Annotated in this window: 25 protein-coding genes; 4 read left to right on the forward strand and 21 right to left on the reverse strand. The window is 50.0% G+C overall.

What is annotated here, in order from left to right:
* Positions 1–175 precede the first annotated feature (175 nt).
* Complete coding sequence (locus H6750_03790) at positions 176–1,357, forward strand: tetratricopeptide repeat protein (protein ID MCB9773430.1); 1,182 nt, start codon at positions 176–178, stop codon at positions 1,355–1,357.
* Between the two features lie 94 nt (positions 1,358–1,451).
* On the forward strand, positions 1,452–2,072 hold the full coding sequence (locus tag H6750_03795; GenBank protein MCB9773431.1) for a viroplasmin family protein: 621 nt from the start codon (positions 1,452–1,454) through the stop codon (positions 2,070–2,072).
* Between the two features lie 62 nt (positions 2,073–2,134).
* On the opposite strand, the gene H6750_03800 is transcribed toward H6750_03795, so the two are convergent.
* The 14 genes from H6750_03800 to folD form a co-directional block, all read right to left on the reverse strand.
* Positions 2,135–3,115 (reverse strand): hypothetical protein, encoded by a 981-nt coding sequence (locus H6750_03800; GenBank protein ID MCB9773432.1) that lies wholly within the window; start codon positions 3,113–3,115, stop codon positions 2,135–2,137.
* Between the two features lie 3 nt (positions 3,116–3,118).
* On the reverse strand, positions 3,119–3,412 hold the full coding sequence (locus tag H6750_03805; protein ID MCB9773433.1) for an integration host factor subunit beta: 294 nt from the start codon (positions 3,410–3,412) through the stop codon (positions 3,119–3,121).
* 100 nt (positions 3,413–3,512) lie between these two features.
* Positions 3,513–4,391: a signal peptide peptidase SppA gene (gene sppA, locus H6750_03810; GenBank protein MCB9773434.1), complete on the reverse strand. Its 879-nt coding sequence runs from the start codon at positions 4,389–4,391 to the stop codon at positions 3,513–3,515.
* Between the two features lie 57 nt (positions 4,392–4,448).
* Positions 4,449–6,152, reverse strand: coding sequence for a 30S ribosomal protein S1 (locus tag H6750_03815; GenBank protein ID MCB9773435.1), 1,704 nt, complete (start codon positions 6,150–6,152; stop codon positions 4,449–4,451).
* 54 nt (positions 6,153–6,206) lie between these two features.
* A complete protein-coding gene (locus tag H6750_03820; protein MCB9773436.1) occupies positions 6,207–6,875 on the reverse strand; it encodes a 1-acyl-sn-glycerol-3-phosphate acyltransferase in 669 nt (222 codons plus the stop codon).
* Positions 6,872–7,531 carry a (d)CMP kinase gene (locus H6750_03825; GenBank protein MCB9773437.1) on the reverse strand — a complete coding sequence of 220 codons (660 nt, stop codon included), beginning with the start codon at positions 7,529–7,531 and terminating at the stop codon, positions 6,872–6,874. The genes H6750_03820 and H6750_03825 overlap by 4 nt, the downstream gene beginning before the upstream one ends.
* A gap of 55 nt (positions 7,532–7,586) precedes the next feature.
* The gene (gene aroA, locus H6750_03830) at positions 7,587–8,894 is read right to left on the reverse strand and encodes a 3-phosphoshikimate 1-carboxyvinyltransferase (protein MCB9773438.1); all 1,308 of its coding nucleotides are present in this window, start codon (positions 8,892–8,894) and stop codon (positions 7,587–7,589) included.
* Positions 8,894–9,808, reverse strand: a complete 915-nt coding sequence (locus H6750_03835; protein ID MCB9773439.1) for a prephenate dehydrogenase — start codon at positions 9,806–9,808, stop codon at positions 8,894–8,896. Before H6750_03835 ends, aroA begins: the two co-directional genes overlap by 1 nt.
* 10 nt (positions 9,809–9,818) lie before the next feature.
* Positions 9,819–10,832, reverse strand: coding sequence for a 3-deoxy-7-phosphoheptulonate synthase (aroF, locus tag H6750_03840; protein MCB9773440.1), 1,014 nt, complete (start codon positions 10,830–10,832; stop codon positions 9,819–9,821).
* 22 nt (positions 10,833–10,854) lie between these two features.
* Positions 10,855–11,940: a histidinol-phosphate transaminase gene (locus H6750_03845; GenBank protein ID MCB9773441.1), complete on the reverse strand. Its 1,086-nt coding sequence runs from the start codon at positions 11,938–11,940 to the stop codon at positions 10,855–10,857.
* Between the two features lie 134 nt (positions 11,941–12,074).
* Entirely contained in the window at positions 12,075–13,157 is a 1,083-nt protein-coding gene (gene pheA / locus H6750_03850) for a prephenate dehydratase (protein ID MCB9773442.1), read from the reverse strand.
* 155 nt (positions 13,158–13,312) lie between these two features.
* Positions 13,313–14,272 (reverse strand): class I SAM-dependent methyltransferase, encoded by a 960-nt coding sequence (locus tag H6750_03855; protein MCB9773443.1) that lies wholly within the window; start codon positions 14,270–14,272, stop codon positions 13,313–13,315.
* Between the two features lie 294 nt (positions 14,273–14,566).
* A complete protein-coding gene (panB, locus tag H6750_03860) occupies positions 14,567–15,355 on the reverse strand; it encodes a 3-methyl-2-oxobutanoate hydroxymethyltransferase (GenBank protein ID MCB9773444.1) in 789 nt (262 codons plus the stop codon).
* A gap of 28 nt (positions 15,356–15,383) precedes the next feature.
* Positions 15,384–16,241: a bifunctional methylenetetrahydrofolate dehydrogenase/methenyltetrahydrofolate cyclohydrolase FolD gene (gene folD / locus H6750_03865; protein MCB9773445.1), complete on the reverse strand. Its 858-nt coding sequence runs from the start codon at positions 16,239–16,241 to the stop codon at positions 15,384–15,386.
* 210 nt (positions 16,242–16,451) lie between these two features.
* Here folD and H6750_03870 point away from each other — a divergent pair, with 210 nt between their 5' ends.
* Both H6750_03870 and H6750_03875 read left to right on the forward strand, forming a co-directional pair.
* Complete coding sequence (locus H6750_03870) at positions 16,452–17,426, forward strand: hypothetical protein (protein MCB9773446.1); 975 nt, start codon at positions 16,452–16,454, stop codon at positions 17,424–17,426.
* Positions 17,423–18,094 carry a hypothetical protein gene (locus tag H6750_03875; GenBank protein ID MCB9773447.1) on the forward strand — a complete coding sequence of 224 codons (672 nt, stop codon included), beginning with the start codon at positions 17,423–17,425 and terminating at the stop codon, positions 18,092–18,094. Before H6750_03870 ends, H6750_03875 begins: the two co-directional genes overlap by 4 nt.
* A 38-nt stretch (positions 18,095–18,132) precedes the next feature.
* Here H6750_03875 and H6750_03880 read toward each other — a convergent pair whose 3' ends face one another.
* The 7 genes from H6750_03880 to H6750_03910 form a co-directional block, all read right to left on the reverse strand.
* A complete protein-coding gene (locus H6750_03880) occupies positions 18,133–18,705 on the reverse strand; it encodes a peptidylprolyl isomerase (GenBank protein MCB9773448.1) in 573 nt (190 codons plus the stop codon).
* Between the two features lie 70 nt (positions 18,706–18,775).
* Complete coding sequence (rnc, locus tag H6750_03885) at positions 18,776–19,525, reverse strand: ribonuclease III (protein ID MCB9773449.1); 750 nt, start codon at positions 19,523–19,525, stop codon at positions 18,776–18,778.
* 171 nt (positions 19,526–19,696) lie between these two features.
* Positions 19,697–20,950 carry a beta-ketoacyl-ACP synthase II gene (fabF, locus tag H6750_03890; protein MCB9773450.1) on the reverse strand — a complete coding sequence of 418 codons (1,254 nt, stop codon included), beginning with the start codon at positions 20,948–20,950 and terminating at the stop codon, positions 19,697–19,699.
* Between the two features lie 121 nt (positions 20,951–21,071).
* The gene (gene acpP / locus H6750_03895; GenBank protein ID MCB9773451.1) at positions 21,072–21,302 is read right to left on the reverse strand and encodes an acyl carrier protein; all 231 of its coding nucleotides are present in this window, start codon (positions 21,300–21,302) and stop codon (positions 21,072–21,074) included.
* A gap of 53 nt (positions 21,303–21,355) precedes the next feature.
* Positions 21,356–22,099, reverse strand: a complete 744-nt coding sequence (gene fabG, locus H6750_03900) for a 3-oxoacyl-[acyl-carrier-protein] reductase (GenBank protein MCB9773452.1) — start codon at positions 22,097–22,099, stop codon at positions 21,356–21,358.
* 41 nt (positions 22,100–22,140) lie between these two features.
* Positions 22,141–23,076, reverse strand: a complete 936-nt coding sequence (gene fabD / locus H6750_03905) for an ACP S-malonyltransferase (protein ID MCB9773453.1) — start codon at positions 23,074–23,076, stop codon at positions 22,141–22,143.
* Positions 23,077–23,150: 74 nt separating this feature from the next.
* Positions 23,151–23,966: an SDR family oxidoreductase gene (locus H6750_03910; protein ID MCB9773454.1), complete on the reverse strand. Its 816-nt coding sequence runs from the start codon at positions 23,964–23,966 to the stop codon at positions 23,151–23,153.
* Between the last annotated feature and the right edge of the window lie 62 nt (positions 23,967–24,028).

Genomic DNA, 24,028 nt, shown 5'->3' on the forward strand with positions numbered 1-24,028 from the left:
TTCATCCTTTCTGGATCAATTTCTTCCCGGCACTATCATTGTTCACATCCACAAGACATAAAAGCGAAATCTTTTTGATTGTGAATTTTTCACCAACGACCAAATTCGGACTCCATTATCCTATTCGCAGTTACTTTACGACACATCGATCATTGATCCTTAAGAGCCGGTAGTAATGTTACAACCGATCATTTATCATAAGGGACTCCACACAAAGCCGACAAACCTTCTCAAATTATTTTTGCTTTTTTTCTTACTCCCACATTGCGCCAGCACTCCCCCTGCCTCCAACCTTCCGCCTTCCGAAAGCGATCTCAATCTCTTAGGAAAGGCCGCCTTGTGCCAAACCAAAACAGAGGCTCAAACGAGTTGGCTGCGACCCTTGGGACAGGAATCTCCTTGGGGAGGAGGCTCCGAAGTCTTTCGTGAAACCGCAACACCCAAGAAACACGCACAATGGTTCATGTTTAATGAAGATCAGACTCTTGTTGGGGTCATCACGGTATTCCCACGCGGTCTGGCCTTAGAAGACTATCCGAAACTTCGCCATACCCTGAGTCAATTACCCCCGGCTCGTGAATTCTTTTTTCACTCATCCCAGCTTCTAAAAGAACAAACCCCCGATTCTGGAACCCTGCATCGAACCGGAGAAGCCACGACGACGCATCAATATTTCATGCGACACACTCAAGGGAAACAAGACCAACTGGTCATGGCCGTTTACGTCCTTGATCCGTATGAAACCCTTTTAGATGGCAGCCACTCAAAATTTCTTTCCTATATTGAAGATCCGGATTCCCCGAAGAAAGACCTCCCGGGCACAAAAGGACAATTAGAATCAGAAAACGAATTTTTAGGACTTCAGCAATTTGCCCGAGGAGAGATCGCCTTATTTGCGTCCTGTGGCAACAAGCAACCAGAACTCGCCATTGACGCCTATCAGAAAGCCATTCGATATGGTATATCTGATCCGAAACAGTTGGCAGAAGCGCACCATCGTCTCGGATTGGCCTTGCGAAGCATGGGCAGACTTTCAGAAGCCTCAACTGCTTTGGAACAGGCCCTGACCATCCAGCCCTACTCAGCAGTCATTCTCAATAGTTATGGCTCAGTCCTAACGCAATTAGGAAAAGCACCCAAGGCGATCGAAGCCTATGAGCGGGCTCTGTCCCTGCAGCCAAACTATGCTCAGGCCCGATTCAATTTGGCTGAAGCTTACGAAGCACTTAACCCCAAACGCGCCATTCAGGAATATGAAACATTCCTCATACTGGCAGGGGACAATCCTGATGAAGTGACAAAAATTGACCTGGCCAAAGGTAGAATTAAGACTTTACAGGGCGGAGCCAGACAGTAATCAAGCTAAATTTATTTCTTATGGGACATGCTCGGTTCAAACACTGTTCCTATCTAAAGACCTTTGCAGTGAATAATCCATGCGTTAAGCCTTCATGAAATTCTATGCCGTCCGCCGCGGCCGCACCATTGGCATCTTTGAAAGTTGGGATGCCTGCCGTGCCCAAGTCCATCATTTCCCCGGAGCCGAATATAAAGCCTTCTCCCACCGAGAAGAAGCGGAAGCTTTTCTGTTATCTCCTTCAAGCAGTCAACCAATCAAAAAGAAGCGAACAACCACAGCAACATCCTCCTCCATTATCGAAGTTTGGGTGGATGGATCCTGCTTCCCGCAGGGCGATGGCTCTCTTCGACTGGGATGGGGTCTACTGGTCAAAAGAAATGGTGTTGAAATTCACCGGGACAAGGGGAACGATATTCCGCAGGCAGCCATGAATCACCGAAATGTCGCTGGGGAAATTCTTGCCATCCTCAAAGCCATCACATGGTGCAAATCCCAAGGAATAACAGAAATGACGATCTACTTTGACTACCAAGGACTGGAACGTTGGGCAACCGGAGTCTGGCGCACCAAACTGCCATTTACCCAAGCCTACGCACAGTCGGTCAAGGAATCAGGCATCACGATTCACTGGGTCAAAGTGAAGGCTCATTCCGGCAATCCGGAAAATGACCTTGTCGATCAACTTGCGAAAGAAGGGGCTAGGGGGAAGTAAGAAAGTGGGAATTTCACAGGGGTTTCCAACCGCACAACAGAAGAGGACAATTCGAATCTCGACTACAGCTTTCCTTCTCCTTTTAAATAATTCCGAAACCGGGTCATGAGTTCATCACCCAATACACCAACATCAGGTTTTTTCTTCATGTAATCCCTGATCTCATCCAACCGATGTTCCGCCTGCTCATTTCCCTTTAATCGTTTAACTTTTTGCATGGCATCGCCGAACGCATCAAAGGTCAGTTCTTGATACCCAAAACTTCGAATCCGCTTGACGGCTTTCATCATTGCCTCATTTCGGAAGGTGGTGAGGTGTTCGGAGTCGATAGTGGTGAGCCCGAGTTTTCTCGCACGGCGTTCTGCGGCTTTTCGAATACCGCTTCGGACAAAATCCGGTGAGGTATGAAGGCGTTTCCAGGCCTCATCCGTCCATGCCACCCGTGTGGGCGGATCCTCCCAGAGACGGATCAAAGTTTCAGCATCAATTTTCGCGATCCCTTGCTCTCTGGCTAAATCCTCGGCATCCCGCTTTAACATATCCGTCACAAATTCCATGGCAATCGGAGGTGAATCCTGAATGCGCTTATTCAACAAAGCCAAAGCTTCATCGGTCCATTCCATAGACACGCTTTTCTCAATCGGAATATCTCCTAAGGCTTCAACCTTTTCAAATAATTCCACATTCACTTCCATATGGCCGCGTTCTTTTGCCACATCCTCAGCGATCCTGCCAATCATGCTTCGCATAAACTCCGGAACGGCCTCTAGGCGCTTCCGCGCCTCGGCGGTCCATGGGAGTTTTCCTTGAGCCATATCCTCGGCAGCTTGGGTCATGCCAGCCGCGCCCCCCATCGACCCCATCATTTGCTGCTTAAATTGGTCTAAAGTTTCAGCCGTAATTTCTGTATATCCCAATTCTTTAGCTTTTTTTTCTGCAAGACGGCGCACCATGCCTCTCAGGAACAAAGGAGCACGTTCCAGGCGAGACGAAGCCTCTTTCGTCCAGGGAATCTCGGTTTCAGATGGCTCGATCGTAGACATGGTTTAGACAGGTGGTAACTCGGGGTTTAACAATTCTTTGATCTCTTTACCGGCTTTAAAAAACGGCATGCGCTTTTCAGGAACCGACACCGATTCTCCAGTTTTAGGGTTACGCCCTTCTTTGGTCTGACGGTGTCTAAGACGAAAACTTCCAAAACCACGGATTTCTGTTTTTTCTCCACGCTTTAAAGAATCACGGATAGAATCAAAAATGGTGTTGACTACTAACTCGGCTTGCCTTCTACTCAATTGGGGAGCCTTTTCCGCCAACTTTTCAATGAGATCCGCTTTTGTCATCCGATCCTCCTTCTCACAGAGACTCGCTTTTTCAACCTTGAATTATGCCAATGAGCATCGCTTATCAAAAGGCACAATTGATCCACGTTGCTTGTCCGGATCAAGCCACCCAAAGGTACAACAGGGGGGTGAAAAAATGAGTCGTGGCAAAAGCGCGAACGCTTCCAAGGAAAGTGTTTTCAAGTAAATCCCTGAATGAAAACGGCTTTCTCACCTCCATGACTCGTGGATCTCCTTCAATCCCGCCTAATTCCCCGGCTAACTTTATGGCATCATGCAAATCACCGATATCATCAACTAGCAAAATTGACTTGGCCTGTTGCCCCGTAAACACGCGCCCATCGGCTATCTGCTCGACCTCGGCCACATCCAGAGATCGTCCATCCGCTACCGCATCGATAAATTGACGATGGACATCATTCATCACCAACTCTAAGACCTTGCGATCTTCATCATTCATGGGACGAAAGGGAGAGCCGATATCTTTATATTTTCCACTTTTGACTACAAGGTTCTTGACACCGATTTTTTCAAGTAACTCGTGAAAATTTGCCAATTGCATAATGACGCCAATACTCCCCGTCAAAGTACCCGGATTAGCGAGAATGCGATCGGTGCCCACGGCAATGTAATAGCCTCCAGAAGCTGCCACCGTGCCCATGGATGCAATCACCGTTTTATTCTTTTCTTTTCTCACTCTCTTAACGGCATTATAAATTTCCTGAGAAGGCGCCACTCCCCCACCTGGGCTATCAATTCTCACCACAATCGCTTTGACCAAAGGATCGTCAGCAAAGTTTTTTAGTTCCTCGACAGTCTGATAGGAATCAAGAATGGGACCCTCAACCCGAACAATGGCCACACCATCCTTACCTGCTAACAATAATTCCGGAATCAGGCTTTTCCCAACACTAAACAGGACAAGGCCTCCAAGAATCATCCACAGCACGCGCTTCCATCGGGGATACTCATTACTCATAATATTCGGGATTGGCCATAAGTCCCGCGCCCATCCAAACCATCCCGCCCATGAAGCCTATTCGCCTTCATTCCCTTGATCTTTCTTTTGGACAACTCGCCCAAGGCTTTGATCAACAGTGCCTTGAGAGCTATTAAATTCTTCCACCTCGGTTTGTTCTAGGTCCTTCAAATGCTCCCAAAGACTTAACGCAATTTTTCGATCATCACAATCAACCTTGACGATTTTCGCCGCTACTTCCTGACCAACAGCAAATTTCTCTTCCAGGCGCTCCTGCACATCCGGCCCGATCTCACTGATGTGAATCAACCCTTCTACACCGCCTTCCAATTCCACAAATACCCCAAAGTCGGCGATTTTTGAAACTTTCCCGGTTGTGACTTCGCCAACATGATATTGCTGGGGAATCTCAGAGACCCATGGATCCGAGATCAGCTGCTTATACCCCAAAGACAACCGTTCTTTTTCTTTATCAATTTTTAAAATAACGGCTTTGACTGATTGTCCCTTCTTAAATAGCTCGGATGGATGCTTAATATGCTTGGTCCATGACATATCAGAAATATGGATTAACCCATCGACACCTTCATCTAAACCGACAAAGGCGCCAAAATCGGTGACACTTTTTACTTTGCCTTCAATCTCCGTGCCTTCAGGGTACTTGTCTTCAATAATATCCCATGGGTTAGGAGCAGTTTGTTTCATTCCAAGAGAAATCTTCCGGCTATGCTGGTCAACATGGAGCACCTGAGCTTCTATGGTATCGCCCACAGACACAACCTTTGACGGGTGACGAACCTCATGCGTCCACGACATTTCCGACACATGAACCAAACCCTCAACGCCTGGCTCCAATTCGACGAACGCACCATAATCGGTCAAGCTCACAACTCGCCCATTCACGCGACTTCTTGCCGGGTATTTTTCTTCAACTTTTGTCCAGGGATCTGGAGATTTTTGCTTAACGCCCAAGGATATACGACCTGTTTCCCGGTCGTATTTCAGCACCAAGACTTCAACTCGATCCCCAATGGAGAACATATCGGATGGATGCCCCACGCGGCCCCAGGAAATATCGGTAATGTGTAACAGGCCATCAATACCTCCTAAATCCAAGAACGCCCCATAATCCGTAATGTTCTTCACAGTGCCTTCGATCAACTGCCCTTCAGACAAGGTCGACAAGGTCGACTGTCTTCGTTTATCCCGAGTTTCTTCGAGAAGCGCCCGTCTGGAGACTACGACATTGCCCCGACGATGGTTTATTTTAATAATTTTAAAGTTGTACGTTTTCCCGACCAGACCATCCAGATCTCTGACCGGCGTCAAGTCAATTTGCGATCCTGGCAAAAAGGCTTTCACGCCGATATCAACGATCATGCCGCCCTTAATACGGGAAATGACTTTTCCTTGCACTTGTTTTTCATCTTTGTGAGCAACTTCCAAATCCTCCCAAACCTTCATCTTGTCGGCTTTTTCTTTGGAGAGGAGCAAATTGCCATCCGCATCCTCACATTGCTCGATATACACTTGAACCGGGTCATTCACCGCCAGCTGTTCCAACTCTTCCGGAGAAAATTGGTCGGCAGGGATCATGCCTTCAGACTTATAGCCAATATCCACCACCACACGATCTCGCTGGATATCAATGACTCTGCCCTCGGTAATCGTTCCTTCTTCAATATTTTTAAACGTTTCATCGTATAAAGCGGCAAGAGTTTCGCGATCAATTTTTTCAGGCTGTTGGGTAAGAGTATTCATCCGACTTTTGATACCTCCGGGAGAGTTTGGCGGGTTAAATGGTGATTGCCATGATTATTCATACAACTTGCTTCTTCTATCTGTTTCATATGCTTGCCTGGTCGGAGAGGGAACGCCACCCAATTGAGCGATATGATCCATTACCGTTATTGATACGTCCTCATAAAATGACTTGACACTCTTCCCCTCATCTTTACAAAATTTTAACGGTTTTCCAAAGACGACCCTCAATGGAAACAGCCGCGGCCATCGAGCCTGAATGGGAAGAACTGTAAAGGTACCAGAAATATACACAGGAATCACCTGGCATTGTGATTCAGCTACCAAATAACCCAGGCCAGGCTTCCCGATCTGTAGGGACCCGTCTTCCGTTCTTGTTCCCTCGGGGAAAATAACTACGGGTTTACCTGCTTGCAAATAAGAGAGTGCCTGCCCGAAGGCTTTCCTGTCCAGTCTGTGCGTTTTTAAAGGGATCCAGCCGAGCTTTTGCAAGGCCCAATTCAGATACCGATTGGGAAATAAGTTCGCTCTCCCTAAAAAAAAAACCCGCCGCGGAATTGCACACCCTAACAAGGGAATATCAAAGTAACTGGCATGATTTGCCGCAACAATGATTCCTCCTGTCTTGGGAAAGTGTTGGGAACCCTCTATCCGAAATCGAAACAGAAGGCGCGCCAACCCATTGAACAGGATCCATAACAGCCCATAGACCACTCCACTCACAAGCGATCCGCTATGAATTGCATCATATGGCCGACAACTTCTTCAACAGATTTCCGAGAGGTATCAATCATGATCGCCTCAGGCGCCGGACGTAAAGGGTCGACCATTCTTGTCCGGTCACGATTATCTCGGACGGCCATATCGTTACGCACGGTCTTTAGATCAATAACTTTCCCTTGTTGACCTAATTCCCGTTGCCGTCGGTTCGCTCGAACCTCCAATTCCGCATCGAGAAAAAACTTCACATCAGCACTCGGGAACACTCGCGTTCCCATATCTCTTCCTTCAGCAATAATCCCGACTTTGCCCACAACCCTGCGCTGAATCGGGAGTAACCAGTCCCTGACGGACTGAATAGCCGCAATGCAGGAGGCCAACTGGCTAATGCCTGGCGTTCTGATGACCTCTTGATGAATAGCCTGCCCATCGACCCACATTGAAAGGACATCCTTACTCAGCTTCAGTCGCAGATCGGTCCTCGCCAACAGGGCTTGGATGTGAGCAAGATTGCTCGGGTCAAGCTGTTCTTGTTGAACCTTCCAGGCAATCGCGCGATACAAAGCTCCCGTATCCAGGTAGACATATCCCAGTCGGGTAGCCAAACATTTGGCTACAGTGCTCTTCCCGACTCCAGCTGGACCATCAATAGTGATCAGTAACCGACGACGTTGAACGACCCTATTCTCCTCTTACGAACTAATTTCTGGAGCATTATAATAGTCGCTCAGAATTTGTCAATAAATCCAACAGCTTACCTTTGAATCCCGGGAAAGATGTCTCCACGCATGCCACATCCTCAATGGTAATCGGAGACTCCGCCACTAATCCGCAGATGGCCAGCGACATTACCACCCGATGATCGCCATAACTCTGACAAACGGCGCCCTTAATCTGGGAACCGCCATTGATGACTAAACCATCCGGCTGTTCCTCGACTTTAACATGGAGACGGGATAATTCTGTCGCCATGGCTCGAATGCGATCGGTCTCTTTCACCCGGAGTTCCTGTGCTCCGGTAATGCGTGTCTGTCCATGAGCCAAAGCGGCAGCCACACACAATATAGGCAATTCATCAATCGTTTTGGGAATGAGTTCTGGCCCAATGACCGTTCCCCTCAACGGAGCAGACCGCACACGGATATCACCCACCGGTTCCCCGGAAATTTCTCGTTGGTTGACGATGGTGATATCTGCTCCCATCTCGAGGAGAATATCCAGAATGCCTGTTCGTTCAGGATTCAACCCTATATCAGTGAGCAGGATATCCGAATCGGGAACGATCGATGCGGCAACCATAAAAAACGCCGCAGCCGAGATATCTCCAGGAACCTCAATCGGCTTTCCATCAAAAGAGGGTCGGCCTTGAAGTTGCACAGTGCACCCATCAACCTGGAGGGGAACTCCAAAATAGGACAAGAGACGCTCCGTATGATCACGGGATCGTCTAGGCTCCTTCACAATGGTCGTCCCTTCGGCAAAGAGCCCGGCCAAGAGGACGCACGATTTAATTTGGGCACTGGCGACAGGAGATTCATAGAGAATCCCCTTGAGCCCGGTGCCTTGAATAGCCAAAGGAGCCAATTCACCGCCGCGTCTTCCCGAGATCACGGCCCCCATTTGACGGAGAGGAGTGACCACCCGGCCCATCGGACGACTTCTCAGAGAGGAATCCCCAGTCAGAACGGAGAAGAAATTTTGCCCGGCTAAGACGCCAGCCAAAAGGCGCAAACCCGTCCCGGAATTTCCACAATCCAACACATTCGAAGGTTCCTGCAGACCCCAGAGTCCTTTGCCGGTCACCTCAAGTCCCTCAGGCGTTTCCTGTACATCAGCGCCTAAGGCACGAATCGCATTAAGGGTATGCAGGCAATCCTCGCCTCTAGAGTAGCCCCCGATGCGTGTTTGGCCCTGCGCCAAGGCTCCAAAGATGAGGGCGCGATGCGTAATGGATTTGTCCCCCGGTACCGACAGGCTGCCACGAAGGGGGTTTTGGGTCGGAAGAATGGTGAACTGACTCATCATATTAACCGTTCTCGTGAGGCTTTGGCCCGAGCAATCGCTTCGTACAATGCTGATGCATCCCGTTTGCTCAACAACTCCCGAAAATCTTGTAGCTGTTGAATGTAGCGATCAACCATCTCAACCAAATTCGCATGATTGGCGACACAAATATCCCGCCACATTTCAGGCGAACTGGCCGCAATCCTCGTAGTATCGCGTAACCCTCCCCCAGAAAAACTCAGCAAATCCGCAGGCTGAGATGTTCGTCCTTGCAATGTCTCCAAGGTGTGCATGAGAGAAAAAGCCGCGATATGAGGCAGATGACTCACTGCACCGAAGACCCAATCGTGGTCCCGGGGATCCATCGACGACACCACAGATCCGACAGTTTCCCAGAGGTGTTGAACCCTTTCCAGTGCCTGGACATTGGTATGGGGAGTCGGAGTCAGAATACATCGAGCGCCTTGAAACAAATGCGAATCGGCGTGCGCCACCCCGGATTTTTCTTTCCCGGCAATAGGATGGGCGCCGACAAAAAATGTCGAGGGAGGCAACCGGGCTTCAATTTTTGAGACCAGTTGGCCCTTCACACTTCCCACATCACTCACGATGGCGGACGGGGCCAGATCTTTTCCCCACAGGTCAATTTGCGAGAGATAGGTCTCTACAGGAGTGGCCAGGACAATTAAATCCGATTGGCTCACCGCCCGATGTGGCTCCAGCGCAAATTGATCAATGGCACCCATTCGAACGGCTAGTTCGAGATTTTCTTGTCGACGACCGATCCCCACGACCGTTTTGGCCAGGCCCTGTTCCTTCAGTGCAAGGCCGAGAGAGCCGCCAAGCAGGCCTATCCCGATAATGGACACGTGCCGGAACAACGGTTCTGAGTGGGAAGTCGACATGATGGAAGGCAAAAGTGTCGGAATCACAAGAGAACAATCAAAGTTCCCGGCCCACAGCCTGCGCCACCTTTTGTAAATCATTCATGAGTTCGGTAAACCGGCTGGGCTTCAGCGATTCCTCTCCGTCGCACAAGGCACATTCCGGATTAGAATGGACTTCAATCAACAGGCCGTCAGCTCCAGCCGCAATGGCGGCTTTAGCCATAGGGGCTACAAGCTTCCAATTCCCGGTTGCGTGACTTGGATCAACAATAACCGGCAAATGCGTCATTTCTTTTAGGGTGGGCACCGCACTTAAATCGAGCGTATTGCGATACTGCGGCTCAAAGGTGCGAATTCCCCTTTCACACAGCATAACGTTCCGATTGCCACGGGACATAATATATTCTGCGGATAAGAGTAACTCTTTAATCGTGGCCGACAGCCCACGCTTCAACAGGACGGGTTTGTCATAAGCCCCGACCTCTTTTAACAGTTCAAAATTTTGCATATTCCGGGCGCCAACTTGGATCACATCCGCTTTTTCCAAAAAATGTCCGAGATCACGGGCATCCAAAATTTCACTCACAACCGGAAGGCCGGTTTGTCTCCTGGCCTCAGCCAAAAACTCCAATCCTTCCTGTCCCAACCCCTGAAAGGAATAGGGCGAGGTACGAGGCTTATACGCGCCGCCACGCAAAATGGTGGCACCGGCCCTAGCCACTTCTTGAGCGATGCCCACCGTAATTTCTAATTTCTCCACCGCGCAAGGACCGGCCATAATTACGATCCGACTCCCCCCAACTTGCACGCCGGCCACATCGATGACGGAATCGTGTTTTTGAAATTCACGGCTCACTAACTTCCAAGGCGCGAGAATCGGAGTCACACTTTCCACACCGGGAAACACGCTCAAGGGTTGCCCCTGGAGTACCCGGTCATCGCCAAGCACCGCCACAATGGTCCGTTCTTTCCCCTTCGTGATTTGTGTGACCATCCCTAACGAGCGAAGACGATCAATCAAGTGATCAACATTCTGCTCTGTGGCTTCGGGTTTTAGGACGATAACCATTAAATGAATCTGAATCCTTGCGCTACGACAACGTGGGAAGCACTCGGGCCAACGATTCAAGAAAGCGCCGATTTTCAGTCGGTTGTCCAATAGTTACTCGGAGCATGGGCCCGCGAATATGCCGAACGATGACACCTTCCCGAAGCAACGCGTCATACGCACGCCTTCCATCGATCCCTACATTGAAATACAAAAAGTTGGCTTGACTGGGAACGGTCTCTAACCCCATGGCAATCAGCCTTTCTTGCAGAAACGTCATTTCGGCTTCATTCATAGCCCGGCTTTTGGCCACATGATCGTCATCGGAAAGGGCTGCTCGTGCGGCTTCTTGAGCCAAGCTATTCACGTTGAAAGGGGGACGAACCCGATTCACATATCCGGCGATTTCTTTGGTCGTATACCCATAACCCACGCGCAACCCTGCCAATCCATAAATTTTTGAAAACGTCCGTAATACCACAACGGGTCGCCCCTCACGAACATACTGCAAGCTGTCGGGAAAATCGGGATGTCGCACGTATTCATAGTACGCCTCATCGAATACGACGACCACATGGTCGGGAAGTCGTGAGAGGAACCCATCGATTTCCCGTGCCGTCAGCATGGTGCCCGTGGGATTATTCGGATTGCAGAGAAAAAAGAGCCGCGTGCGGTCGGTGACTGCCTCAACCATGGCCGCCATATCATGGACCCAATTTTTCAAAGGCACTTCTACCGGCACACCATGCCCTCCCAATACTGAGAGCTTGTACATCACAAACGTCAGATCAGCCATGACCGCTTCATCACCCGGGGAGAGAAATGCGCGAATCAAGAGACTAATGATTTCATCTGACCCATTGCCCACCAGAACCTGATCATCAGAAACCTTCCACCGCTCGGCTAACGCTTGCCGAAGGTAGTGAGCCCCGCCATCCGGATACCGGTGAAGCGACCCGGCTGCCCCCGCTAAAACCTGCAGCGCGTTCGGCGAAGGACCCCAAGGATTTTCATTAGAGGCCAGTTTAATGGCCTGAGTAATTCCCAGCTCCCGCTCCAATTCGCCCAAGGGTTTCCCTGGGGAATATGGGGTTAACGAGGCGATTGTGGGGTGGACACGCAGTGGCATGGCTTTACATTCTTTCTATTGTGCGTATGCGGAAAAAATCGAAAAAACTTCATATTCATATCTACCCGGGAGGTCCTTTGTCCCTACCCCTTCCGGACCTTCCTCCTTCAAGAGCATATAGATTGGGCTAGACTCTACTGATGAGAAGAATACGATCCCAGAACCTTCATCATCAAACAACGGGACCTGACTTCCGCCAGGGCTTTCTTCAGACGGTCATCGTCCTGATGTCCCTCCAAATCCATATAAAACAGATATTCCCAAACTTTTCGCCGGGTAGGCCGTGATTCAATTTTGGTCATACTAATGCCGTGCGATGAAAACGGGCGGATCAGGTCATACAAAGCTCCAACCCGGTCTTTTGCTGAGACAATGATCGACGTTTTATCCCGACCCGTTGGCTCAGCCCCCTTTTGGGATAAAATGAGGAACCTGGTGAAATTATTAATGTTATCTTCAATACGTGATCGCAGAATATTCAACCCATACAACTGAGCAGCTAATTCGGAGGCAATGGCCCCGGCGGTTGGATCATCCACGCACCGCTCAGCAGCCCTAGCCGTACTGGGCTCTTCCGCAAAATTCACAGAAGGCAAATTGGTTTCCAGCCAGTTTCGGCATTGGGCGAGGGCATGGGGATGAGAATAAACCGTCTTGATTTCTTCTAATTTTTGCGCCTTCGAAAGAAAGTGATGGGAAACTTCCAGCATCACTTCACCATAAATCAACAAGGGTGAGTCCACGAACAGATCCAAGGTATGATTGACCACCCCTTCCGTTGAATTTTCTATGGGAACCACGCCAAACCGCATACGTCCCCGTTCCACTTCATCAAACACATCCTTAATGCTATTGACCGACACATAATCGGCCGATCCCCCGAACTTCCGCATGGCAGCCAGATGCGTAAACGTGGCAGGTGGGCCTAAATACGCGACCGTCTGTGTTCCCTCGAGAGAAAGGGACGCCGACATAATTTCCCGGTAAACATGCCGCAGAGCTTCACTAGGAAACGGCCCGGGATTCTTGCGCATCAACCGTTCCACGATCGCCACTTCCCGACCAGGCGTGTGAAGATGGGCGGACGAATCCTGTTGTTTTTTCAAATGCCCAATTTTAATCACGTATTGGGATCGCTCATTCAATATATTGAGAATGTCGTCATCAAGCCTGTCGATCTCTTGACGGCATTGCTGCATGTCCTCTGGAAGCTCCATGAGACTCATCCTTTATACTGGAAAATCTGCAATTTAGGCAGGAGCATACAAGGAATACCCTGCCGTGGCAAGCAAGCTCTTCCCCCTTTCAGCTTGCGACTTTCCTTCATAAACAGGCCTACATTTCCCGACCACAAAAGTTGGGGTTATCCCGGTCAGCGCGGCACCAGAAATACATATCGTTGCAGGGGGTCATTCAAACAACGATCGGTCGCTTTGATTGTCCAATCGGGAAAGGTGGCCGTCATCCAGTCCAACGTCATTGAGGAATCCCCGTATGTAACGTCACCGTCAATCGGCGCCCAGTTGTGTGGATTGAAGGCGAAGCCCTCCTGTCGGTGTCGGCCAACAAGGACATCTTTCTGATCCTGTGACGCATGAGAGGCCTGCTCCCAGTATTCGACCGGACGAATGGTCATGGCCAACAGACCATCATCCGCAATATGCTGCCGCAATGTGTGCAACGACGTCGTCATCGCCCTGCGGGACAGGTGGGTGAACACGGAGAAAGCATAGATGAGATCAAACTTCACCGCCCCGACCGGCAAGGATACGGGGAGGTAATCTGATACCATAAAGTTTGTACCAAGCCTGGATTCCAGACATAGCTCAATTGACTGTTTCCGGGGGTCGACCCCGAATATTTTTTCCTCGACAGTAAAATAATACAGCAACTGGGCGATACGGCCATAGCCGCACCCAAAGTCCAAGACAGTCGCATCATCCAGAGACCGCCCGGTCACGCGCGCATAATTGTAACTCAACGCACGCGCGAACGCCGTCGTTTCTTTGAGAAGTGCCAAGCCATGGTTTCCCGTCCAGCTTCGCTGAACCTCGTCACTTGCCATGGCAGGAAGAAGTCGTGAGAGCTTGGGATACTCAGGGTCTGGCATAGACAGCAATACCAATCCAAATTCATCGAGACTAAGTCGTCGAAGACCAGTGATGACGTCCTGGCGAGTCGTCACTTCGTGGTCATTTTCCAATGCACGGATAATCTCTTTGGCATACTCCAGCATATAGCCTTCGGTCGAATTCCAACTCACAGACAGTGAGAATCTCGCTGACAGACTCTTCGCCAGCTTTAGGGCATACTGCTTGAACATTTTTTTCATGAACACATTCACCAATCGTTGGGAATTCAGCGCTATCTACCCGTTGCAATCAATAATGAAGCGTCTGTCGCAAAATCCAACGGTAATCCCACAGCGCCCCGATGAGGGCCTCGGTTCGATTCTAGAGGAAAAGGATTCACCCTTTGGTTTATGGCCGCTTGTTGGGGCCAACAGATGGATCATTTGATTCCAAGAAGGTGATGGCTTCAAACACCTTCTGAGTAATCTGAGAAGATGGACAGAGTGTCCAATCCATTCTGTCTAATTTTGAGAGGAATAGGACGTGAAAATTTTTTAATGATAACTTTCAGCATCGGTGGGGAATTTTCCGCATTCGACTTCTTCTTTATACCGTCGGAGCGCCTGCAAAGCATCCGCCTTCAGATGTGCATAGGGTTTGACAAATTTCGGGACAAAGTCATCAAAGAGGCCTAATAGGTCGTAAAGCACCAACACCTGCCCGTCACATCCATGCCCGGCGCCGATACCAATGGTCGGTACTGAAAGGGCTTCAGTGATGCCTTGTGCCAACTCAGTCGGCATGCATTCCAGGACCACGGCAAATGCCCCGGCGGCTTCCAGCGCCTTGGCATCATTCATAATAGTTTCCGCTTCAACCTGCGCCCTCCCCTTAACCGAATATCCGCCCGATTGATTCACTGACTGTGGTGTCATGCCCACGTGACCCATGACGGGAATGCCAAAACGGGTCATAGCCTCGATCCGATCAATTACTGATAGTCCCCCTTCAAGTTTCACGGCGGCGGCCCCCGCTTGCAAAAAGCGCCCCGCATTGCGCACCGCATCTTCCACACTGGCCTGGTAAGACATAAACGGCATATCTCCAATCACCATAGCCCGTTTGGCGGCCTGAGCCACCAACCGCGTGTGATAGAGCATGTCTTCCATGGTCACCGATAAGGTATTGGGCTTGCCCTGCACGACCATCCCAAGAGAATCGCCCACGAGAATGACGTCCAGCCCGGCCTGCTCCACAATCCGCGTGAATAACGCATCATAGGCGGTGACGACCGTTAACTTTTTGCCCTGTTTCTTCTGTCGTGTAAATTCAGGAATCGTCATGTGCACCAACTTTTGTGTGGCCTGAGGGTTATGTGCCGACATTCCGTTTGGCTGATTCTAGGGTGTTCTGAAGCAGCATAGCGATTGTCATCGGGCCAACACCGCCGGGGACGGGTGTGAGCCATCCCGCTCGGTCTTTGACCCGGTCAAAATCCACATCCCCGACCAATTTTCCATCCGCTAATCGATTGATCCCCACATCAATCACGATCGCCCCCGGTTTCACCATCTCTGAGGTGACGAAGAGAGGCTTCCCGATTGCGGCAATCACGATGTCGGCTTCACGAACCACGGCGGGAAGATCTTTGGTGCGTGAATGACAGATGGTGACGGTGGCATGTCGATGTAGGAGCAACATGGCCACGGGTTTTCCTACAATATTACTACGACCAATCACTACGGCTCGTTTCCCGGCAATGTCCTGTCCGGTCGACTCGATCATCTGAATAACCCCTTTCGGCGTACAGGGGATAAACACCGGGTCGCCTGTGACTAAACGCCCCACATTGACCGGGTGAAACCCGTCGACATCTTTCTCTGGAGAGACGGCTTGCAAAATCGCTTGACTGTCCATGCCGGGCGGCAAGGGGAGCTGGACCAGGATGCCATGAATTCGAGTATCGGCATTCAGCTGGTGGATCAATTGCAATAAGGTCTCTTGGGTAGTGGACGACGGCAGACGATGTTCCTGAGGATAGAGCCCGGCTTTTTCACAGGCTATTTTCTTGTTCCGCACATAGACAGCCGAGGCCGGATCATCTCCCACTAACACGGCCGCTAATCCGGGCTTGACCCCCGTGTCTTTTTCGAGAAGGCGAACCTCTTCGGCAATGCTCTCTCGCATCGCCAGGGCTAATGCTTTGCCATCAATAATCTGTGCGGACACGTTGGCTCCTTTACTTGAAAATGGTCAAACAACTTATTTAGGGTAATTTACGATATCAGGCAGGGAAAATCTTCGTCAACGAAATGGCAGCCTCCTCCTTCCTTGACACCCTGCAAAAACCTCACTTACCATGCCAATTCAGCTTTTCCTCTAGGTATTTCTTGTCGCTCTGATCGTCATCATCGTCTCAGCGAAAGTTCGGTTGTTTCCATGAAGCCATATTGTCTTGCTGTCTCTTTCAGAATTGCGATCCTCACCAGTCTTGTGGTGCTGAATTGTTGGACGGCCATCCAAGCCGAAGAGGTCACGAATTTAGCGTTCCCGCAAAGCATGATTGCCGATGGAGGGCAGGTCTATTTCATCGCCAATGCCAATGGAGACCCTGGAACACGCGAAAATAAGGGTTTTATCAGTAAAGTGACGACTGAGGGTAAGATGATTGACCTCCACTTTATCCAAGGTGGGCAAAAGTCAGTCACGTTGAACTCACCGAAAGGGATGGCCCTTGTGGGCTCAACCCTTTATGTGGCCGATCTGGATGTGGTCAGGGGATTTGACAAAAACACCGGAGAATCACTTCATTCTATTCCCTTCACACAATTCCACAGTCAATCCCTTGCCGGCCTGGTGGCGGATCCTCACGGCGGGCTCTATGTCAGTGATGCCGATTCCAATACCATTTATCACATCGATGATCCCGGCCACGATCACACTGTGAAAGTCTTTGCCCGGAATGAAAGCTTATCGCACCCGCGTGGGCTTACCATTCATCCCAGGAACGGGCATGTGGTCGGTGTCGGATGGGAGGATGGGAAGATTTTTGAGATTGACGAAACTGGAACGATTCAGGAGTTGTTCGCCAACACCTTGTTCACCGGGAGTTTCCATAATTTAGACGGTATTGATTTCGACAAATATGGCACCATGTATGTGTCTGATTTGACGGCAGGGAAAGTCTGGAGAATACTGGCTAATCACAAAAAAGAGGTGATTGCGGAGTTTCTGTTGTCCCCTTCGGGAATCGGGATTGACCGGGTCAATCATGTGATCATGGTTCCCTATCTGTATGTGAATGGTGCAGAGATTAACGGTCTTGAGCGTCCCTCTAATGCTAACCCTAACAAAAAACCCCGATCCTGGTCTGATTATGGAATTGACTGGCTTAAGAAAGATTCCGGCGAATGAGTAAATGCCTCTATTGTCATCAACGTAAAGGCAAACGGGCTTGTCCCGCACTGGGAGGCGTGATTTGCAGCCAATGTTGCGGCACAAACCGCATCACGAATATCAGTTGCCCGACATCCTGCGTCTTTCTCGAAAGCAATGATGACTATCAGCAGAAACGTGTGGGGAACAGATTTGAACTCGAACGTCGGGGGTTCTATCGGCAATTATTGGATCTCGGAGGGGAACGGGCGACTGAAATATTTTATGTTTTTGAGGCTCTAGCCTATCGTTTTTTTCAAGATCGGCGGGATGCGGCAGATGCGGAGGTGCTGGAAGGCCTCCAAAGCCTGCGACGAAGTTTCAGCCTGATCCACATACCGGACGCCGTATTGCCAGCCTTCGGTGAAGAATTACGAAAAGAATTTAAGGTCTTCGGTGAACGCCAACCATTAGAACCCACGCTGGTCACCAACGTGTTGGACCAAGCCCATACCTTCATTCAAAAATTTTCCGGACCAGGGCTTCGTTCCCACCGCTTCTTACATGGATTACTCGGCTATATTCGGGAACGCCATCCGGATGTGGCAGAACAACTCGCCCGCCAGACCGGGGCAGGAGGACGCATCATTATCCCCAGTGGATTTGATTATGCACCTGACCAACCTTCCACCGAACCGGTCAATTGATCGGCATTTTTTATCCACATTTCGGGCCACCTCCTGGTTCACTGAATCAAGTCTATCGTCATTTCAATTCGCTCTAGAGGATTATCTTTCAGATCGCGGGGCTGGCTCACGATCGTATCGATGACATCAAGACCTTTCACCACCTCACCAAACACGGTGTACTGGCCATCCAAATGAGGAGCCTTATCCGCCATAATGAAAAACTGCGATCCCGCGCTATTGGGATCTGCCGTGCGGGCTGCGGAAAGAATGCCTTTTTCGTGAATAATCCGATTAAATTCGGCTGGAACGGTATAGCCAGGTCCCCCAGTTCCATAACGGCTTCGATTGGCCGGATCTTTGGTCAAAGGATCTCCCCCTTGAATCATAAATCCAGGAATGACCCGATGAAAAATGGTTCCATTATAAAACCCTGACTTAGTCAATTTGAGAAAACTTTCAACATGCTTGGGGGCTAAGTCAGGAAATAACACGGCTTCCATTTCTCCAAATTTCGTTTTAATCAGAACGTGAGGTGCCTTGGTCTCAGCCTTCGATGGTTCTTCCGCTGCCGCCTCGCTTGGGACAGGAAAACCACCGACAGTGACGATGGTGAACAATCCGATCACCATCATGAGCTGACGTAGACCGCTGGCTAAAGTCCGTGCCTTCAACACACCCCTCATAATTCCTCCTCCATGGCTAATCTGTTGATTTCCTGATTGAATGATTTGGCTCGGCTGCAATACCAAGCCCAGCCTGTGCCATCGCTTGCGCTGCCGCAGCCTGTTCAGCCTCTTTTTTCGTCCGCCCCTCTCCCTGACCCATTATTTTACCTCGGATTTCCACCGTGACAGCAAAAACTTTTTCATGATCCGGCCCGGATTCCCGAACAAGCCGATATTGGGGGGTTGCTCCAAATTGTTTATGCGTCCATTCTTGCAGTCGACTTTTTCCATCCCACCCCACTGAGAACACAGGACTTTTCTGTAATGAAGCAAATTCCTTCGTCAAAACTTTTTGAATAAAAGCTCTCGCGGCATCCAACCCCCCATCAAGATACACCGCACCAATGATCGCTTCAAGTGCGTTGGCTAACAGCGATATTTTTTCTCGGCCCTTTGTGGCTTCCTCCCCCCGACCCAATCGTAACCACTGCCCCAACTGGAGATGACTCGCTGCTTTCGAAAGAGTGGATCGGCTAATTAATCCGGCTTTAATTTTGGAGAGTTCGCCCTCTGTAGAATGCGGAAACATCGCCGCAAGACTTTCGCTTACAACCAATCCCAACACCGCATCCCCTAAAAATTCTAACCGTTCATTATGGGGACTCACCGCCTGGGGTTGAGTTTGAGAAAATGAACGGTGGGTGAGCGCCTCACATAGCAGGGATTGCTGCTTGAATTCATACTCCAACGATTCCTGAATGTCTTCAAATGCAAGAGCAGCCACGAGACCTACAAAGCATTGGTAGTGTTGACACGCATGATGGTTATTCTTTTATCTCTTAAGCAAAACGTTGTAGTATATCATATCTTTCCGAGGCGAGGTCGGGGCAACTGCTTTTGGAGTCCTGAGAGGCACACCTCTCGAACCCATCTAATGAGGAAGAGGACATGCTGCCTATTCGCCTTTCCAACGCCGAAATACCAGACAGGCATTGACCCCACCAAATCCAAATGCATTGGATATGGCGACATCGATATCACAGGGTCTGGCATGAGTCGGAATATAATCCAAGTCGCATTCGGGATCTGGCGTCTCCAAATTGATCGTCGGGGGAATGATGCCATGATGCAAGGCCAAAATAGAAAAGACCCCTTCAATTCCACCGGCCGCCCCTAATAGATGGCCGGTCATGGACTTGGTAGACCCCACAGGAATGGAATAGGCCCGCTCCCCAAAGACTTGTTTGATAACCTGCGTTTCAATCCGATCGGCAAACGTGGATGTGGCATGAGCATTAATATATCCCACAGATTCTTTGGCGATCCCCGCATCCTGAATCGCACGCTCCATACAGGTCACTGCACCGGCCCCATCATCTGGTGGAGCGGTAATATGAAAGGCATCGCTATTCATAGCATAGCCGATCACCTCGGCATAAATGTGCGCGCCTCGAGATTTGGCGTGTTCCAATTCCTCTAGGATTAACACACCGGCGCCTTCCCCAATGACAAACCCGTCACGGTCTTTATCAAATGGCCGACTGGCCCGTTCAGGTTCATCATTCCTCCTGGACAAGGCCTTCGCCGCGGCAAATCCAGCAACCGCTGTAGGGCAAATGGTTGATTCCGCTCCTCCAACCAGCATCACATCGGCCTCTCCCCGCTGAATCAGTCGAAACCCGTCCCCGATACAATGATTCCCTGTGGCACAGGCCGTGACCGTACAGGCATTCGGCCCCTTAGCACCAAAACGGATCGCCACCTGCCCGGAGGCCAAATTAATAATGACCATCGGGATAAAAAATGGGGAAACCCGGTCTGGGCCACGTTCCAGCAACACCTTATGATAATGTTCAATGGCCGGAAGACCTCCAATGCCTGCTCCAATATAGACCCCCACACGATCCGCCTCATCCTGGTTCACGACAAGCTTGGCATCATCCACCGCCTCTTGACTGGCGGCAATGGCAAAATGGATAAAGGTATCCATCTTTTTGATTTCTTTTTTCTCAATAAACATCGAGGGATCAAAGTTCTTGACCTCCCCCGCAATCTGCACCGGATACTGGCCGGCATCAAATCGGGTAATGGGTCCGATTCCGGATTGGCCTTTACATAATTTATCCCATGTGTTGGATACACCAATATCCAACGGCGTAACCAATCCCAATCCTGTCACAACCACTCGCCGTGGTCTCCATTCAGTCATTGAGGAACTCCGTACATATCATGGATGGAAAACCCAGAGAATAAACCTGAGGCTTTACCTTCTCGACGCCTGTGATCAACTAGGGACGAATCGCAACTTCGCACAGCTCTCGATGGCCTTCTTAGACTTTTTCCTTAATAAAATCGATGGCTGCCGAGACCGTTTGAATTTTTTCTGCATCTTCATCCGGAATTTCGATTTCAAACTCTTCTTCTAAGGCCATCACCAATTCCACCGTATCCAAGGAATCAGCTCCAAGATCTTCCACAAACTTGGCCTCAGGAACCACGTCATCTTCCTCAACACCTAATTGTTCCACAATAATTTTTTTAACACGCTCTTCAACTGCCATTGTTGGCTCCTCCTTACAAGGTTTATCGAGTGACACATCCTGTTGCGCGTGGGCTAGGACGCCATATGCATCCCGCCATTCACATGTAACACATGCCCGGTAATATACCCGGCCTTCTCTGAACTCAGAAAACACACTGCGTCGGCAACGTCCGAAGGTTGCCCTAACCGCTTTAATGCAATTTGATTGAGTAATCCTTCTTTAATTTCCGGCGAAAGGTGTTGGGTCATCGCCGTGTCAATAAATCCCGGGGCCACGGCATTGACGGTAATATTTCGACTGGCATACTCCCGGGCAATTGTTTTGGTGAGGCCGATCACACCCGCCTTTGACGCTGCATAATTGGCTTGTCCCATGTTCCCGATCGCTCCAACAATGGAAGCAATATTGACAATACGACCACTTCGCTGTTTGCTCATGGAAGGCAGAGCGGCCTTTGCACAGAAAAACGTGCCGGTCAAATTGACCTGGAGGACGGCAAGCCAATCCTCCTCTTTCATCCGCATCAGCAAGCCATCTCGCGTAATACCTGCGTTATTGACCAAGATATCCACTCGCCCCCATTCTTTGAGGACGCGTTCCATCATTCCCTTTGCCTGTTCCCACTCGCCAACATTGACCGAAACCGCCAACGCTTTGCGACCCATTTGTTGAACAAGTTCCACGGTTTCCTGACAACGTTCGGCATCAAGATCAGCGACCACCACATCTGCGCCTTCCCTGGCCAATGTGGTCGCAATCGCCTGCCCGATTCCTTGGGCTCCACCCGTCACGACTGCAATTTTTTCCGTCAACAACATTGATCAAATCCTTCTTGAAAATACAATCCCGTTTGTCCTTAGGCGCAGTGCGACAGGACGTGAGCGTAGGATTCCTGATCCATCACATTCCACGTAGTAGCCTCAGGAACAATGCGCTTCACTAATCCCGTCAAAACTTTTCCTGGACCGATTTCCACGAAATGTGTGATGCCCATAAGCGCCATGGCCTGGATGGTTTCCTGCCACCGCACCGGAGAAGGCAATTGTCGAACAAGGGACTCACGAACCTCCTCCGCCGACAACAGGGCTTTGGCTTCCACATTATTAACCAACGGTACCTTTAAAGCAGACCACTTCAAAGAATCAATATCTTTTTTCAGCCTGTCAGCAGCAACCTGCATCAATGGAGTATGAACCGGGACACTGACCGGAAGCGGCATGACCCGCTTTGCTCCACGCTTCTTGGCCAATTCTGCTGCATGCTCCACTGCGGCTTTTTCCCCGGCAATGACCGTTTGGCCTGGAGAATTGAAATTGGCTGGAGCCACAATGCCCATTGATCCTGCTTCTTGACAGACACTTCGAACATCCTTTTCCGAAAGGCCTAAAATCGCGGCAACTAACCCGCTCCCAGGAGTCACGGCCTCGGCCATATACCGCGCGCGCTTTTGTACAAGATTAACCGCTTCTCCAAAATTCAGCGCGCCGGCCGCCACTAATGCGGCATATTCGCCTAAGCTATGACCGGCAACGGCAGCGGGAAGAAGGGGCCCATCACGGACCAGTTGAAATGCTGCGAGACTGGCCACCAGCAATGCCGGCTGCGTATATTCGGTTCTATTGAGTTGTTCTGACGGCCCCTCAAAACACAACGCGGCGATATCATATCCCAAGATATCGGCGGCCTCCTTATAGAGGGCCTGAACCTCAGGACTCCTCTCAAAAAGAGTCTTGCCCATGCCAACAGACTGAGAGCCTTGCCCAGGAAACAGAAAACCAAAAACTGGGTTCATGCTTTTCGCTCACCCTCTAAAAAATGCCATAATTCAGAGGCAGTCCACCACATGGCTCCTCTCGCTTCCTGAAACTAGTCAACAATAAACTCTCCACCATCCACACAAATCACATTTCCGGTGATCCAATGGGCCTTCGGATGACTTAACAGTCCTAACGCATCGGCGACATCTTGGGTCGTGGTCAGTCGGTTTGAAGGATTTTTTCGTTTGGCTAAGGTCAGCATTTCATCAGAACCGGGTATTTTACGCAAAGCCGGAGTATCAGTGACACCTGCCATCAGCGAGTTTACTGTGATACCCAGAGGAGCCAGTTCCAGGGCTAATTGCCTCGTATGAGATTCCAGGGCCGACTTTGCAGCGGAAACCGCCCCGTAGGTACGCCAGACACGTGCACCTCCGGCGCTGGTCATGGAAAAGATTCGACTCCCAGTTCTCAAAAATTTTTGTGCCACTAAATCCTGTGTCCAATACACCAGACTATTAGCCATGACATCCAACGTCATGTCCATCTGTGCTTTATTAATGGCTTCTGCATGGGATTCTGCAATATAGGGCTTCAGGGTCCCAAAAGCTAACGAATGTAAAAACACCCTGACACAGACCGGCTTACCGGATTCTTCCGCCCGTTGTTTCAGGGTCTTCAAAATGTCGACACGCTTTTCAGGATCAGCCGCATTGACATTGAAAAACAGGACCTCTCGGCCAAGTAAACGAATCTGCGACGCAATGCGCTCCGCATTCGCTTGTGTTGATTTTCGATCAAGATGCACACCACAGATATTCAACCCTAAATTGGCCAGCTCCATAGCCGCCGCCTCTCCAAAACCACTAGAGACTCCTAGAATCAGCGCCCAATCATTTTCCCCCCATGAGGTGGTTCCAGACATATTTCCCCTCTCTTTAAAACCCAAAAAACTTTTGGTTTGTTCTTGTTGGAAGCCTCAGATTC

It is taken from the genome of Nitrospiraceae bacterium, assembly GCA_020632595.1.
GTDB lineage: Bacteria > Nitrospirota > Nitrospiria > Nitrospirales > UBA8639 > Nitrospira_E.